This window comes from Streptomyces sp. NPDC051064, assembly GCF_044455985.1.
Classification (GTDB): Bacteria; Actinomycetota; Actinomycetes; order Streptomycetales; family Streptomycetaceae; genus Streptomyces.
The window spans coordinates 222607-237679 of sequence record NZ_JBITFK010000002.1 but is presented as its reverse complement, the minus strand read 5'-3'; the positions used below and the strand labels follow the sequence as shown (position 1 = coordinate 237679).

The following is a 15073-nucleotide window of genomic DNA, read 5'->3' as shown; positions in this document are numbered from 1 at the left end:
TCCCTCTTTCGGGGGTTCGAGCCCCCTCGCTTCACGCGAGAAATCGGGGCACTTCAGCAATGGTCTGAACGGGTCCGGGGAGAGCCGGCCGGATCACGAGGATCCGGCCGGACAACCCGTCAGACCTCTTCGACGCTGCTCGGCTCGCGCCGGGACAGGTCGATACCGAGCTCCTCCGCCGCGCGGAAGACGTCCTCGTCCGTGTCGCGCATCTCGATGGACATACCGTCCGAGGACAGCACCTCCACGTTGAGGCAGAGCGACTGCATCTCCTTGATGAGCACCTTGAAGGACTCGGGGATACCGGGCTCGGGGATGTTCTCGCCCTTGACGATCGCCTCGTAGACCTTCACGCGGCCGGTCACGTCGTCGGACTTGATCGTCAGCAGTTCCTGGAGGGCGTATGCGGCGCCGTAAGCCTCAAGGGCCCACACCTCCATCTCACCGAATCGCTGCCCACCGAACTGCGCCTTACCACCCAGCGGCTGCTGCGTGATCATGGAGTACGGGCCGGTCGAGCGCGCGTGGAGCTTGTCGTCGACCAGGTGGTGCAGCTTGAGGATGTACATGTAGCCGACCGAGACCGGCTCGGGGAACGGCTCGCCGGAGCGGCCGTCGTACAGGTTGGCCTTGCCCGAGGGCTGGACCAGCCGGTCGCCGTCGCGGTTCGGGATCGTGGCCTGGAAGAGGCCGGTGATCTCGTCCTCGCGCGCACCGTCGAAGACGGGCGTGGCGACGTTGGTGCCGGGGGCGACCTGGTCGGCGCCGATGGCCTGCAGGCGCTTGGCCCACTCGTCACCGAGGCCGGAGACGTCCCATCCGCGGCTGGCGAGCCAGCCGAGGTGGATCTCCAGGACCTGTCCCGGGTTCATTCGGGACGGGACACCCAGCGGGTTGAGGATGATGTCGACCGGGGTGCCGTCCTCCAGGAACGGCATGTCCTCGATCGGGAGGATCTTCGAGATGACGCCCTTGTTGCCGTGACGGCCGGCGAGCTTGTCACCATCGGTGATCTTGCGCTTCTGCGCGACGTAGACGCGGACCAGCTGGTTCACGCCCGGCGGCAGCTCGTCGCCCTCTTCGCGGTCGAAGACGCGGACGCCGATGACCTTGCCGATCTCGCCGTGCGGGACCTTCAGCGAGGTGTCGCGCACCTCGCGCGCCTTCTCACCGAAGATCGCGCGGAGCAGACGCTCCTCCGGGGTCAGCTCGGTCTCACCCTTGGGCGTGACCTTGCCGACGAGGATGTCGCCGGCGACGACCTCGGCACCGATACGGATGATGCCGCGCTCGTCGAGGTCGGCGAGGACCTCCTCGGAGACGTTCGGGATGTCCCGGGTGATCTCCTCCGGGCCGAGCTTGGTGTCACGGGCGTCGACCTCGTGCTCCTCGATGTGGATCGAGGAGAGGACGTCGTCCTGCACGAGGCGCTGCGACAGGATGATCGCGTCCTCGTAGTTGTGACCCTCCCACGGCATGAACGCCACGAGCAGGTTCTTGCCGAGCGCCATCTCACCGTTCTCGGTGGCCGGCCCGTCGGCGAGGACCTGGCTCTCGATCACGCGGTCGCCCTCGGAGACGACGACCTTCTGGTTGACCGAGGTGCCCTGGTTGGAGCGCGAGAACTTCGAGATGCGGTACGTGGTGTACGTGCCGTCGTCGTTCGTCACGGTGATGTAGTCCGCGGAGACCTCCTGGACCACACCCGCCTTCTCGGCCTTGAGCACGTCACCGGCGTCGGTGGCACAGCGGTACTCCATGCCGGTGCCGACCAGCGGCGCCTCGCTCTTGATGAGCGGGACGGCCTGACGCATCATGTTCGCGCCCATGAGGGCACGGTTGGCGTCGTCGTGCTCGAGGAACGGGATCATCGCGGTGGCGACCGACACCATCTGGCGCGGCGAGACGTCCATGTAGTCGACGTCGTCGCCGGGGATGTAGTCGATCTCGCCGCCACGACGGCGGACCAGGACACGGGCCTCGGTGAAGCGCATGTCCTCGGAGAGCGTCGCGTTCGCCTGGGCGATCACGAAGCGGTCCTCTTCGTCGGCCGTCAGGTAGTCGACGTCGTCGGTGACGACGCCCTCGACGACCTTGCGGTACGGCGTCTCGATGAAGCCGAACGGGTTGATGCGCCCGTAGGAGGCCAGCGAGCCGATCAGACCGATGTTCGGGCCTTCGGGCGTCTCGATCGGGCACATGCGGCCGTAGTGCGACGGGTGAACGTCACGGACCTCGAAGCCGGCCCGCTCACGGGAGAGACCACCCGGGCCGAGGGCGTTGAGACGACGCTTGTGCGTCAGACCCGACAGCGGGTTGTTCTGGTCCATGAACTGGGACAGCTGGCTGGTGCCGAAGAACTCCTTGATGGAGGCGACGACCGGCCGGATGTTGATCAGGGTCTGCGGCGTGATCGCCTCGACGTCCTGAGTGGTCATGCGCTCGCGCACGACGCGCTCCATACGGGCGAGACCCGTACGGACCTGGTTCTGGATCAGCTCACCGACGTTACGGATACGGCGGTTGCCGAAGTGGTCGATGTCGTCGGTCTCGACCATGATCGAGCGGCCGGACTCACCGACGGTCTCGGCCTCACCGGCATGCAGCTTCACCAGGTACTTGATGGTGGCGATGATGTCGTCGCTGGTGAGGACACCGGCGTCGAGCGGCTCTTCGGCGCCGAGCTTCTTGTTCACCTTGTAGCGGCCGACCTTCGCGAGGTCGTAGCGCTTCGGGTTGAAGTAGAGGTTCTCGAGCAGCGTCTGAGCGGCCTCGCGCGTGGGCGGCTCGCCCGGACGCAGCTTGCGGTAGATGTCGAGCAGCGCGTCGTCCTGGCCCTGGGTGTGGTCCTTCTCCAGGGTGGCGCGCATCGACTCGTACTCGCCGAACTCCTCGAGGATCTGCTCGGTGGTCCAGCCGAGAGCCTTCAGGAGGACGGTGACGGACTGCTTGCGCTTGCGGTCGATACGGACACCGACCATGTCGCGCTTGTCGATCTCCATCTCCAGCCAGGCACCCCGGGACGGGATGATCTTGGCGGAGAAGATGTCCTTGTCGGACGTCTTGTCGATGGAGGAGTCGAAGTAGACACCCGGCGAGCGCACGAGCTGCGACACGACGACACGCTCGGTGCCGTTGATGACGAAGGTGCCCTTGTTGGTCATGAGCGGGAAGTCGCCCATGAAGACCGTCTGGGACTTGATCTCGCCGGTCTCGTTGTTGGTGAACTCGGCCGTGACGAAGAGCGGCGCGGCGAACGTGAAGTCGCGCTCCTTGCACTCGTCGATCGAGTTCTTCGGGGGCTCGAAGCGGTGGTCGCGGAAGGTGAGCGACATCGACCCGGAGAAGTCCTCGATCGGGGAGATCTCCTCGAAGATTTCCTCCAGGCCGGACTTGGTGGGGACGTCTTGTCCGCTGTCCAGAGCAGCCTCGACGCGAGCCTTCCAGGCGGCATTGCCGAGGAGCCAGTCAAAGCTCTCGGTCTGCAGCGCGAGGAGGTTCGGAACCTCGAGGGGCTCCTTGATCTTTGCAAAAGAGATGCGCAGCGGGGCGGTGCTGGCACCGTTGTTCGTATTCGAGGTCGAGGCGTTGCGCGAGGCGGCCAAGAGGGGGTCCTTCCGAGGGCTCGGACTCACTACGCGCGTACCGGCCCCAAGCCGCACACAGAGACAGGAATCCCAAGGTCAGGGAATGTCCGGTCATCGGTGCTAGGCGTGGGCATGCCCCTGGTGACGGGCAGGAGGCAGCTAACAGGCAGCGCAAAGGGTCAGTGTAGCCAAGCGGCACACTGATGTCCAGTCGGGGTTCTCAGAGACCCACGTTGCTCTCAACAGCTGTTCTCAACACCTATGAATAGCCCTCGCGCGGTGTGCGCTCTTCTTTACTGCCCTCTTCGCTCTCGATCCATGCCTCGGATGCGGATCGAGATGACGACGCGTCCTGAGAATTGCGCGCCGCGTGCGGTTCGTCAAGGCCCCGGGGGGTCCGGCGGACGCCCGGCGATCTTCACCTGCGCCGGAAGGACGCCGGTTGACGCCTCGCGGCGCCCCCGGAGGAACGCACGGCGAAGATCACCCTACTCGTCGCGCACGGAAGATCAAGGCAGCCTCCGGGGGCACGCCAAAGGGCGACCACCCGGATGGGTGATCGCCCTTCGCGATGTGACATCCCCGCCTTGCGGCAGAGACGGTCCTGAGGAGTCAGAGGACTCGCAGGGTCACTTGACCTCGACGGAAGCGCCGGCGGCCTTGAGGGACTCGGCAGCCTTCTCGGCGGCCTCCTTGGCGACCTTCTCGAGGACCGGCTTCGGGGTGCCGTCGACGAGGTCCTTGGCCTCCTTCAGACCCAGCGAGGTCAGCTCACGCACAACCTTGATGACCTGGATCTTCTTCTCGCCGGCACCCGTGAGGATGACGTCGAACTCGTCCTGCTCGGCCTCGGCCTCGGCCGGGGCGCCGCCCTGGGCGGGACCGGCAACGGCGACGGCCGCGGCGGCGGTGACGTCGAACTTCTCCTCGAAGGCCTTCACGAACTCGGAGAGCTCGATGAGGGTGAGCTCCTCGAACTGAGCGAGCAGGTCTTCCTGGCTGAGCTTCGCCATGATGGCGTCCTTCCACTAATTCGGCAGGTGCCGGTTGTTTATGTAGGCGGGCGTACGGGCCCGCTGCGAGCCGTGGGGCGGAGTGTTACTCCGCCACCTCGGCATCGGCGGGAGCCGGCGTACCGGCACCGCCCTGCTCGGCCTTCTTGGCGCGAAGCGCTTCCGCGGTGCGGACGAACTTCGACGGCAGAGCCTGGAAGAGCTGCGCAGCCTGAGTCTGCTTGCCCTTCATGGCGCCGGCCAGCTTGGCGAGCAGAACCTCGCGGGACTCGAGGTCCGCGAGCTTCTTGATCTCATCGGCGGACAGCGCCTTACCGTCAAGGACACCGCCCTTGATGATGAGGTTGGGGTTGTCCTTGGCGAAGTCACGAAGACCCTTCGCCGACTCCACCGGGTCACCGGTGACGAAGGCAACCGCCGTCGGACCCGAGAACAGGTCGTCCAGCGTGTCGATCCCGGCCTCGTTGGCCGCAATCTTGGTCAGCGTGTTCTTCACCACGGCGTACTGGGCGTTCTCACCGAGCGAACGGCGCAGCTCCTTGAGCTGTGCCACGGTGAGACCCCGGTACTCGGTCAGCACGGCGGCGTTCGAGCTGCGGAACTGGTCCGTCAGCTCGGCTACCGCGGCAGCCTTGTCGGGCCTTGCCATGAGCGTCGGCCTCCTTCCGGGTGATGAGGACCGCTCAGAAGGGGCCGGGAAAGACGAAACGCCCCGGCGCAGGCGCCAGGGCGTAGCTCGACCGGACGGATCCGGGAGCTTTCCACAGTCACCTGCGCAGGTCGCCCGTCTTGACGGATCCTTCGGTCACCGTTTCCCCTTACGAGGACGCGGCGACGACCAGCGGTCTTTGGCTTCCTGGTGAGCGTACGCGACCGGGGCCGTTCGGAGCAAATCCGTCCCGGTTCGACCGGTGCGAGAGGTTTGAACGCCGTTCGGACGGCCCGCGGAGCACCTGTACGTACGAGGACGGGCCCCGCAGCCTCCGAGGAGGCTGCGGGGCCCGTCCCATGCCGTGACGGCGGCTACCGGGTGAGCACGGGGGCTCAGACGGCGGCCGGGTCCTCCTCGACGAGGAGGTTGCGCACGCGGTTGGCGTCCAGCGGGATGCCGGGGCCCATCGTCGTGCTCATGGTCGCCTTCTTGATGAAGCGACCCTTCGCGGCGGACGGCTTCAGACGGAGGATCTCCTCCAGCGCCGCGCCGTAGTTCTCGACCAGCTTCGTGTCATCGAAAGAGGTCTTTCCGATGATGAAGTGCAGGTTCGAGTGCTTGTCGACGCGGAACTCGATCTTTCCGCCCTTGATGTCGTTGACAGCCTTGACGACATCCGGGGTGACGGTGCCGGTCTTCGGGTTCGGCATCAGACCACGCGGACCGAGCACGCGGCCCAGACGGCCGACCTTGCCCATGAGGTCCGGCGTGGCGACGACGGCGTCGAAGTCCAGACGGCCCTTCGCCACCTCGTCGATGAGCTCGTCGGCGCCGACGATGTCGGCGCCCGCGGCTTCCGCGGCCGCAGCACGGTCACCGGTCGCGAAGACCAGGACCCGGGCGGTCTTGCCGGTGCCGTGCGGGAGGTTCACGGTGCCACGGACCATCTGGTCGGCCTTGCGAGGGTCAACACCCAGGCAGAACGCGACCTCGACGGTGCCGTCGAACTTGGTGGCGGCGGTGTCCTTGGCGAGACGGACGGCCTCGAGCGGGGCGTACGTACGCTCCCGGTCGATCTTCGCGTCCGCAGCGCGGAGGTTCTTGCTGCGCTTCACATCTACTCCTGTGGTTTTCAGAGTGTGGAGTCGTGGTGCGGACCAGCGCTTGGTCCTACCACTGTGGGGCTACGGGGCTGACTCAGCCTTCGACCGTGATGCCCATGGAACGGGCGGTGCCAGCGATGATCTTCGACGCGGCGTCGAGGTCGTTGGCGTTCAGGTCGGGGAGCTTGGTCGTGGCGATCTCGCGGACCTGGTCGGCCGTGAGCTTGGCGACCTTGGTCTTGTGCGGCTCGCCGGAGCCCTTGTCCACACCCGCGGCCTTGAGGATCAGCTTGGCGGCCGGCGGAGTCTTCGTGATGAAGGTGAAGGAGCGGTCCTCGTAGACCGTGATCTCCACCGGCACGACCATGCCACGCTGCGACTCGGTCGCGGCGTTGTAGGCCTTGCAGAACTCCATGATGTTGACGCCGTGCTGGCCCAGTGCGGGACCGACCGGCGGCGCCGGGTTGGCCGCACCGGCGTTGATCTGGAGCTTGATAAGCCCCGTGACCTTCTTCTTCTTGGGAGGCATTGCTCTCTCCGGGTCCTAGTGAGAGTGTTTCGCCGCCATTCCGGTCATCCGGATGGAGGCATACCGCACAACGATAACGGGTATAGCTGCGCGACCAAAAACCGAGCAGGTCAGACCGGCTGCGAAGCCTGTCTGACCTGCTCGGTAGGCATGTGTCCAGAGACGGGCCGAAAGGCCGTCAGTTCTTCTGGATCTGGTCGAAGCTGAGCTCGACCGGGGTCTCGCGACCGAAGATCTCGACGAGGCCCTTGACCTTCTTCGAGTCGGCGTTGATCTCGTTGATCGTCGCCTGCAGGGTCGCGAACGGGCCGTCGGTGACGGTGACCGAGTCGCCCACCTCGAAGTCCAGGACCTGGACCTCGACCTTGCGGGCCGGAGCCGGCTTGCCCTCGGCCTCGGCCGCCTCGCGGGCCGCCTTCTCCTCGGCCTCGGGGGCGAGCATCTTGACGATCTCGTCCAGGGTCAGCGGGTACGGGTCGTAGGCGTTGCCCACGAAGCCGGTGACGCCGGGGGTGTTGCGGACAACACCCCAGGACTCGTTCGTCAGGTCCATGCGCACCAGGACGTATCCCGGGAGCTTGTTCTGACGGACGTTCTTCCGCTCACCGTTCTTGATCTGGACGATCTCTTCCTCGGGCACCTCGGCCTGGTAGATGAAGTCCTCGACGTTGAGCGAGACGGCGCGCTGCTCCAGGTTGGCCTTCACGCGCTTCTCGTAACCGGCGTACGTGTGGATGACGTACCACTCGCCGGGAAGCCCACGGAGCTCTTCGCGCAGGGCGGCGACGGCGTCGACGGGGGCGGCCGGCTCGGCCTCCTCCTCGTCGGACTCGTCGGCGGCGGACTCTTCCGCTGCCTCTTCGTCCTCGGCGGCCTCTTCGTCCTGGGCGGCATCGTCGGACTCGACACGCACGGCATCCTGCTCGGCGGGCTCGCCCGCGGCGGCGTCAGCAGCGTCGACCTGGTCCGGGGCCACGGCATCCGCCGCCTCGACGATGTCGAGCTCGTCCTCGGCGGACTCGACGGCGCTCGCCGTGGGCTCGGCGTCGTCGTTCAGGTTCGGGTCAGACACGATGGCTGCTTCTTCCTGGATACAAATGGGTGGAACATGCGAAAGGGGCGCCGATGAGGCGCCCTCCGCGGGGATCAGCCGAAGACGTACTTGATGACCCGCGCGAATCCGAAGTCAATCACGGTGACGAGACCGATCATGACGACCACGAACACGATCACCACGGCCGTGTACGTCGACAGCTGGCTGCGCGTCGGCCATACGACCTTGCGGAGCTCGGCGACGATCTGGCGGTAGAACAGCGCGAGACGGCCCAGAGGGCCCTTCTTGCCGCGCTTGCCGCCCTTCCGGGTCTTCTTCTTCGACTCGGGGGCTTCGTCCTCGGCATCAGGCATGTCGATGGAGCCCACGGCGTCCGTCACGCTACTCACCTGATTCCGGGTCGTGGCCGTGCCGCGCCCGGTGGAGCCGCACGGCGGTGCATTGAAGTACGTACATGCGCACACATCCTGGCGAAGGAGTGTGTAGCAGGGCCGGAGGGACTTGAACCCCCAACCGCTGGTTTTGGAGACCAGTGCTCTACCAATTGAGCTACGACCCTTTGTGGTTTCCACCAACCTACCGCATCTTCCCCGGTGGGCCGGTTGGGAAAACGGTGTGGCTGATGAAGGCCAACGACAGGTGAGTGTACGTGCTCAGGGGCGCCGCGTCGAACAGACAACAACCGACCGGTCCTGCCCGGATGCTGTCCGAGTCCTGTCCGGTCCCTGAAACCCCTGTGCCGAGGGGTTTTCCGGTCTGCGAGCATGGGGGGCATGAGCGCTGCAACTTCTCCGTCCGAGCGCCGGGTTTCGGCCCGCATCGGTGCGATCTCCGAGTCCGCCACCCTCGCCGTCGACGCCAAGGCCAAGGCCCTCAAGGCCGCCGGGCGTCCGGTGATCGGCTTCGGCGCCGGCGAGCCCGACTTCCCGACCCCCGGTTACATCGTGGACGCCGCCATCGAGGCGTGCCGAAACCCGAAGTACCACCGCTACACCCCGGCGGGCGGGCTCCCCGAGCTCAAGGCCGCCATCGTGGCGAAGACGCTGCGCGACTCCGGCTACGAGGTCGACGCCTCCCAGGTCCTGGTGACCAACGGCGGCAAGCAGGCCATCTACGAGGCCTTCGCCGCGGTCCTCGACCCGGGCGACGAGGTCATCGTCCCCGCGCCGTACTGGACGACCTACCCCGAGTCCATCCGTCTCGCCGGCGGTGTCCCGGTCGACGTCGTGGCCGACGAGACCACCGGCTACCGGGTCTCGGTCGAGCAGCTCGAGGCCGCGCGCACCGAGCGCACGAAGGTCGTCCTGTTCGTCTCCCCGTCCAACCCGACGGGCGCGGTCTACAGCGAGGCCGAGACCGAGGCGATCGGCCGCTGGGCCGTCGAGCACGGCCTCTGGGTGATGACGGACGAGATCTACGAGCACCTGGTCTACGGGGACGCGGCCGCCGCCTCGCTCCCCGCGGTCGTGCCCGAGCTGCGTGACAAGTGCATCGTGGTCAACGGTGTCGCCAAGACGTACGCCATGACCGGCTGGCGGGTGGGCTGGATCATCGGCCCGAAGGACATCGTGAAGGCCGCGACCAACCTGCAGTCGCACGCCACCTCCAACGTCAACAACGTCGCGCAGGCCGCCGCGCTGGCCGCCCTCACGGGGAGCCTGGACGCGGTCGCCGAGATGCGGACCGCCTTCGACCGCCGACGCAAGACGATCGTGCACATGCTCAACGAGATCGACGGCGTGCTCTGCCCCGAGCCCGAGGGCGCGTTCTACGCGTACCCGTCGGTGAAGGCACTGCTCGGCAAGGAGATCCGCGGCAGGCGCCCCGCGGACTCCGTCGAGCTCGCGGCCCTCATCCTGGACGAGGCCGAGGTCGCCGTGGTGCCGGGCGAGGCGTTCGGTACGCCGGGGTACCTGCGGCTCTCCTACGCGCTGGGCGACGACGACCTCGTCGAGGGCATCTCCCGGCTCCAGAAGCTGCTGGGCGAGGCCCGCGACTGACGCGGGAGACCCACCTGAGTGGAGTGGCCCCCGGCTCCGGCCGGGGCCACTTTTTTGTTCGACGGGTAACTCACATGGGCATCCCGCTACCGCCGCGCCCCTCGGGTGCGGCAAGATCGATCGATGGAGCGTGACGTACGGCTGTTGCCCAAGGCCCACCTGCACCTGCACTTCACCGGGTCGATGCGGCCCACGACCCTGCTCGAACTCGCGGACAAGTACGGCGTGCATCTGCCCGATGCCCTGACCGGTGGTGAGCCGCCCAAGCTGCGGGCGACCGACGAGCGCGGCTGGTTCCGTTTCCAGCGCCTGTACGACATCGCCCGGTCCTGCCTCCGCTCGCCGGAGGACATCCAGCGGCTCGTGCGCGAGACCGCCATGGAGGACGTCGCGGACGGCTCCGGGTGGCTGGAGATCCAGGTCGACCCGACCTCGTACGCCCCGCTGCTCGGAGGGCTCATCCCGGCGATCGAGATCATCCTGGACGCCGTGGACCGTGCGGCCCGCGAGACCGGGCTCGGGATCCGGGTGGTGATCGCGGCGAACCGGATGAAGCATCCGCTGGACGCCCGAACGCTGGCCCGGCTCGCCGTGCGGTACGCGGACCGGGGCGTCATCGGCTTCGGGCTCTCCAACGACGAACGCCGCGGGATGGCCCGCGACTTCGACCGTGCCTTCGCCATCGCCCGCGAGGGCGGACTGATCGCGGCCCCGCACGGCGGCGAGCTGTCGGGCCCGTCCAGCGTCCGGGACTGCCTGGACGACCTCGACGCGTTCCGGGTCGGGCACGGCGTGCGGGCGGCCGAGGATCCGAGGCTGCTGCGCAGGCTCGCGGAGCGGGGGGTGACCTGCGAGGTCTGCCCCGCGTCCAATGTGGCGCTCGGCGTCTACGAGAAGCCCGCCGACGTACCCCTGCGCACTCTGTTCGAGGCAGGGGTGCCGATGGCGCTCGGCGCGGACGACCCACTGCTCTTCGGTTCCCGGCTGGCCGCGCAGTACGACCTCGTACGCCGCCATCACGCGTTCACGGACGAGGAGCTGGCCGAGCTGGCGCGGCAGTCCGTGCGGGGATCGGTGGCGCCCGTCGAGGTGCGGGAGAAGCTGCTGGACGGGATCGACGCGTGGCTGGCTAGCTGATGCCGCCCAGCAGGGTGCGGGCGAGGGACGCGGCGAAGTCGTCCAGCGGCTGCGGGGCCCCGCCCATCTCGTAGGCGAAGGCTCGCTGGGCGCAGGCGCCCAGCAGGAGCGATGCCGCCGCGTAGGTGTCGGCCCCGGGAACGACGCGGCCCGCCCGCTGTTCGGCGCGGAGATAGGCGTCGAGGCCCTGGATCGGCTTGTGCGGGCCGGTGCCCATCTCGCGCATCGCCGCTTCGTGACGGCGCTTGAGGCGGGGCTCGGCGTACAGCGAGGCGAGGACCGGGAAGGTCTGCTCGTAGAAGAGCGCGGCCTGGCGGGCGACCTCGGTGAGGTTCTGTTCCAGATCCCCTTCACCCGCCTCCAGGTCCCCCAGGAGCGGGCCGAGCCTCGGCATGCGTTCGCCGAGGACGGTCACGAAGAGCTCTTCCTTGCTCGCGAAGTACTTGTACAGCGCCGCTTCGGAGCAGCCGGCCGCCTTGGCGATCTCCTTCGTCGTCGTCCGTGCGAGACCGATGCCGAGCATGAGCTCATGAGCCGCATCGACGATGCGGACGCGGGCCGGCTTCTGCTCCATGAATGCTCCAGCAAGGCTTGACGAAAGGGTGAGCGTCCACTCACCCTATGGGTAAGTGATTACTCACCCACTCAGGAGGGCGGCGCGATGAGGCTCACAGTGTTCGGGGCGACGGGGGCAATCGGCCAGGAGGTCGTGCGGCAGGCGCTGGCGGCGGGGCACGAGGTGACGGCGGTGGTCCGTGACCCCGCCCGGCTCCCGGACGGGCTCGGTGGCGCGGCCCTGCACGCGGTCGTCCCGCTGGGCGACGGGGCGGCGGTGCGCGAGGCGGTCGCGGGGCGGGACGCCGTGCTCTCCGGGCTCGGGGCCCGCGGCCGGAAGGCCGGTGACGTCGCGGAGCGGCTCACCGGGCAGGTGCTGGAGGCCATGGAGGCGGAGGGGGTGCGGCGGCTGGTGGTCGTGAGTGCGGCCCCGGTCGGCCCGGAGCCGGCGGACGACCCGCTGCTGGACCGGGCGGTCCGCAGGGTGATCGGCGCGGTCCTCAAGGAGGTGTACGCGGATCTGACGCGCATGGAGGCAGCGCTGGCCGCCAGTGCGACGGACTGGACGTCGGTGCGGCCGCCGAAGCTGACGAACGGCCCGCTGACGGGGACCTACCGGACGGTCGTGGGCGGCTCCCCGCGCAGCGGCCGGTCCATCGCGCGGGCCGATGTGGCCCACGCGATGCTGGCGCTGGTCGACGATCCGGCTGCGGTGAAGCAGGGTGTGGGGGTCGCCTACTGAGCGCGGCGCCCCCGCGCCCGGCTAGAGGCTGACGCCCACCGTCACCGGTTCGTTGACGAGGGTGACCCCGAAGGCCTCGTGCACCCCGGCGACGACCTCGCGGGCCAGGGCCAGCAGGTCCTCGGTGGTCGCGCCGCCCCGGTTGGTGAGGGCGAGCGTGTGCTTGGTGGAGATGCGGGCGGGGCCGGCGCCGTACCCCTTGGTGAAGCCGGCCTTGTCGATGAGCCAGGCGGCCGAGATCTTCACCCGTCCGTCGCCCGTGGGGAAGGCAGGGGGCGTGACGTCCGCGCCCAGGCGCTCGGCGGCGCGGGAGAGGAAGAGCGCGTGCTCCGCCTCGTCGAGGATCGGGTTGGTGAAGAAGGACCCGGCCGACCAGGTGTCGTGGTCCTCCGGATCGAGCACCATCCCCTTGCCCGCCCTCAGCCGGAGGACGGTTTCGCTGGCCGAGACGGCGGGAACGCGGTCACCCTGTTCGACACCCATGGCCCTGGCCGTCTCGGGGTAGAGGAGGGGCGCCGACTGTCCGCCCGCGTCCTCGAGACCGAACCGGACCCGCAGAACGACGAAACGGTCCGGCTCGGCCTTGAAGCGGCTGTGGCGGTACGAGAACGCGCACGCCTCGTTCGGAAGGGTGACCGTCTCCCGGGTGTGCCGGTCGTAGGCGACGACCTCGGTGATGACCGAGGACACCTCCTGCCCGTAGGCGCCGACGTTCTGGATCGGTGTCGCCCCGGCGGACCCGGGGATCCCGGCGAGGCATTCGATCCCGGCCAGCCCCGCCTCGACCGTACGGGCCACGGCGTCGGTCCAGACCTCGCCGGCGGCCAGTTCGAGCGCCGTACCGGAGAGCTCGAAGCCCTTGGTCGCGATGCGCAGGGCCGTCCCGTCGAAGCCCTTGTCTCCGATGACCAGGTTGGAACCGCCGCCGACGACCAGGAGGGGGGTGCCGCTGTCGTCGGCCTCGCGTACGGCGGCGATCACCTCCGCGTCGGTGGTGGCCGTCAGGAGGCGGTTGGCCGGACCGCCGAGCCGGAAGGTGGTCAGGGGGGCGAGGGGGGCGTCGTGGAGTTCCTGCACGGGGACAAGAGTACGGTCCACGTCCCGGGAGCGGGCCATGGACCGTACGGACGGGGACGGGAGGTCAGGCGGCGACGGACACACGCTCCTCGGAGGATTCGGGCGCCGGGCCGGTCGCCCGCCCGCGGCGCGGGATGAGCACGGCCGTGAGCGCGGCGACGGCCACCACACCGGCACCGATCCATACGGCCGGCACGGTCCCGTCGGTGAAGGCCTGCGGGGACCCGTATCCGCCCTGGGCGGAGAAGACCGCGGCCAGCACGGCGACCCCGAGGGCACCCCCGACCTCGCGCAGGGCGTTGTTGGCCCCGGAGGCGATGCCCTGCTCCCCCGGCCTGACGCTGGACATCACGAGGCTGGCGGCCGGCGCGAAGTACAGGGCCATGCCGATGCCGCCGACGATCAGGCCGGGCAGCTGGGCCGCATAGGAGACGTCCGGTTCCAGGACCGCAGCGAAGAGGCCGAGACCCACCGCCTGGAGGGCGAGGCCGGTCACCACCACGGGGCGGCCGCCGAACCGGTCGGCCAGATATCCGGCGACGGGCGCCACCAGCATCGGCATCCCGGTCCACGGCAGCATCCGCAGGCCCGCCTCGGTCGGCGAGTAGCCCAGCACGTTCTGGAGGAACTGGCTGAGCAGGAAGATCGAGCCGAACATGCCCAGGAACATCAGCAGGCTCGCCATGTTGATGCCGAAGAAGGCCCGGTCGCGGAAGAGCCGCATGGGCAGGACGGGGTTCTTCGCGCGGAACCCGTGGCGGACGAAGACGCCCAGGAGGAGCGTCCCCGCGATCAGCCCGGTCAGCACGAGCGGCTCGGTCCAGCCGTCGCTGGTGCTGCTGACGAGCGCGTAGACGATGCCGAAGAGGCCTCCGCTGACCAGGAGGGTGCCGGGTACGTCGAGCCGCGCCTCGGGGGCGTAGGACTCGGCCAGCCGCAGTCGTGCCAGGGGCAGCAGGATCAGGCCGACCGGGACGTTGAGCCAGAAGATCCACTGCCAGGAGACGTGTTCGGTGAGGCTCCCGCCGATCAGGGGGCCGCTGGCGACCGCGAGTCCGGTGACCGCGCCGAAGAATCCGAGCGCCATGCCGCGCCTGGCGGGCGGGACCGCGGCGGTGAGCAGAGTGAGGGTGAGCGGCATCATGACCGCGGCCCCGACGCCCTGGACGGCCCGGAAGGCGATGAGTTCGTTGATCCCCGGTGAGAGGGCGGCGGCCGCGGAGGCGGCGGTGAAGACCGAGAGGCCGACGAGGAAGAGCCGGCGCCGGCCGAAGCGGTCACCGAGTGCGGCGCCCGTCATCAGCAGCACCGCGAAGGTGAGGGTGTAGGCGTTCACCGTCCACTCGAGCTCCTCCAGCCGGCCACCGAGGCTCTCGCGGATGGACGGCAGGGCGGTGGTGACGACGAGGTTGTCGAGTGCCGCCATGAATCCGGCGACGCTCGTGATGACGAGGGCCCAGACGGCTCCCCCACGACTGGATGCTTGCTGCTTCACTGCTACCCCCCCAAGGGTTAGTTATCCATGACTAACTTCAGCGGACAGGAGAACGGGTGGACCACCGAGGGCTTCCGGCGCCCCCGGACGGAGCCGCCCCGCCGACGAGTGGTCCCGGCGGGTGGCGCC

The 15073-nt window shown here is 68.5% G+C and carries 13 protein-coding genes and 1 tRNA gene; 3 read left to right on the top strand and 11 right to left on the bottom strand.

Features of this window, described 5'->3' with window-relative positions:
* Positions 1 to 119 precede the first annotated feature (119 nt).
* From rpoB to ACIBCU_RS07820, 8 genes are all read right to left on the bottom strand, one after another.
* Positions 120 to 3605, bottom strand: coding sequence for a DNA-directed RNA polymerase subunit beta (rpoB, locus tag ACIBCU_RS07855; RefSeq protein ID WP_362935057.1), 3486 nt, complete (start codon positions 3603 to 3605; stop codon positions 120 to 122).
* Between the two features lie 611 nt (positions 3606 to 4216).
* On the bottom strand, positions 4217 to 4600 hold the full coding sequence (rplL, locus tag ACIBCU_RS07850; protein WP_362935060.1) for a 50S ribosomal protein L7/L12: 384 nt from the start codon (positions 4598 to 4600) through the stop codon (positions 4217 to 4219).
* 85 nt (positions 4601 to 4685) lie between these two features.
* Positions 4686 to 5249 (bottom strand): 50S ribosomal protein L10, encoded by a 564-nt coding sequence (gene rplJ / locus ACIBCU_RS07845; protein WP_104788253.1) that lies wholly within the window; start codon positions 5247 to 5249, stop codon positions 4686 to 4688.
* Positions 5250 to 5644: 395 nt separating this feature from the next.
* A complete protein-coding gene (gene rplA, locus ACIBCU_RS07840; RefSeq protein WP_014154604.1) occupies positions 5645 to 6367 on the bottom strand; it encodes a 50S ribosomal protein L1 in 723 nt (240 codons plus the stop codon).
* Positions 6368 to 6449: 82 nt separating this feature from the next.
* Complete coding sequence (gene rplK, locus ACIBCU_RS07835; protein ID WP_018550660.1) at positions 6450 to 6884, bottom strand: 50S ribosomal protein L11; 435 nt, start codon at positions 6882 to 6884, stop codon at positions 6450 to 6452.
* A gap of 178 nt (positions 6885 to 7062) precedes the next feature.
* Positions 7063 to 7956, bottom strand: coding sequence for a transcription termination/antitermination protein NusG (nusG, locus tag ACIBCU_RS07830; protein WP_362933797.1), 894 nt, complete (start codon positions 7954 to 7956; stop codon positions 7063 to 7065).
* Between the two features lie 74 nt (positions 7957 to 8030).
* On the bottom strand, positions 8031 to 8318 hold the full coding sequence (gene secE, locus ACIBCU_RS07825) for a preprotein translocase subunit SecE (protein WP_031096325.1): 288 nt from the start codon (positions 8316 to 8318) through the stop codon (positions 8031 to 8033).
* A 106-nt stretch (positions 8319 to 8424) separates the two neighbouring features.
* Positions 8425 to 8497: transfer RNA gene (locus ACIBCU_RS07820), tRNA-Trp, on the bottom strand.
* A 214-nt stretch (positions 8498 to 8711) separates the two neighbouring features.
* Between ACIBCU_RS07820 and ACIBCU_RS07815 the strand changes: the two genes are divergently transcribed.
* On the top strand, positions 8712 to 9938 hold the full coding sequence (locus tag ACIBCU_RS07815) for a pyridoxal phosphate-dependent aminotransferase (protein ID WP_362933794.1): 1227 nt from the start codon (positions 8712 to 8714) through the stop codon (positions 9936 to 9938).
* A gap of 123 nt (positions 9939 to 10061) precedes the next feature.
* A complete protein-coding gene (locus tag ACIBCU_RS07810) occupies positions 10062 to 11075 on the top strand; it encodes an adenosine deaminase (protein ID WP_362933792.1) in 1014 nt (337 codons plus the stop codon).
* Here ACIBCU_RS07810 and ACIBCU_RS07805 read toward each other — a convergent pair.
* A complete protein-coding gene (locus ACIBCU_RS07805) occupies positions 11068 to 11649 on the bottom strand; it encodes a TetR/AcrR family transcriptional regulator (protein ID WP_362933790.1) in 582 nt (193 codons plus the stop codon). The two genes, ACIBCU_RS07810 and ACIBCU_RS07805, sit on opposite strands and share 8 nt — an antisense overlap.
* Positions 11650 to 11736: 87 nt before the next feature.
* Here ACIBCU_RS07805 and ACIBCU_RS07800 point away from each other — a divergent pair, with 87 nt between their 5' ends.
* Positions 11737 to 12372: an NAD(P)-dependent oxidoreductase gene (locus tag ACIBCU_RS07800; protein WP_399230025.1), complete on the top strand. Its 636-nt coding sequence runs from the start codon at positions 11737 to 11739 to the stop codon at positions 12370 to 12372.
* A 21-nt stretch (positions 12373 to 12393) separates the two neighbouring features.
* Here ACIBCU_RS07800 and ACIBCU_RS07795 read toward each other — a convergent pair whose 3' ends face one another.
* Entirely contained in the window at positions 12394 to 13449 is a 1056-nt protein-coding gene (locus tag ACIBCU_RS07795) for a UDP-N-acetylmuramate dehydrogenase (protein WP_399230023.1), read from the bottom strand.
* 64 nt (positions 13450 to 13513) lie between these two features.
* The gene (locus ACIBCU_RS07790; RefSeq protein WP_399230021.1) at positions 13514 to 14944 is read right to left on the bottom strand and encodes an MFS transporter; all 1431 of its coding nucleotides are present in this window, start codon (positions 14942 to 14944) and stop codon (positions 13514 to 13516) included.
* Positions 14945 to 15073: the final 129 nt, after the last annotated feature.

Coding starts and splice junctions, on each gene's coding strand:
- ACIBCU_RS07800 (WP_399230025.1), top strand. CDS start 11,737: ATGAGGCTCACAGTGTTCGGGGCGACGGGGGCAATCGGCCAGGAGGTC.
- rplL (WP_362935060.1), bottom strand. CDS start 4,600: ATGGCGAAGCTCAGCCAGGAAGACCTGCTCGCTCAGTTCGAGGAGCTC.
- ACIBCU_RS07810 (WP_362933792.1), top strand. CDS start 10,062: ATGGAGCGTGACGTACGGCTGTTGCCCAAGGCCCACCTGCACCTGCAC.
- ACIBCU_RS07815 (WP_362933794.1), top strand. CDS start 8,712: ATGAGCGCTGCAACTTCTCCGTCCGAGCGCCGGGTTTCGGCCCGCATC.
- ACIBCU_RS07805 (WP_362933790.1), bottom strand. CDS start 11,649: ATGGAGCAGAAGCCGGCCCGCGTCCGCATCGTCGATGCGGCTCATGAG.
- rplJ (WP_104788253.1), bottom strand. CDS start 5,249: ATGGCAAGGCCCGACAAGGCTGCCGCGGTAGCCGAGCTGACGGACCAG.
- rplK (WP_018550660.1), bottom strand. CDS start 6,884: ATGCCTCCCAAGAAGAAGAAGGTCACGGGGCTTATCAAGCTCCAGATC.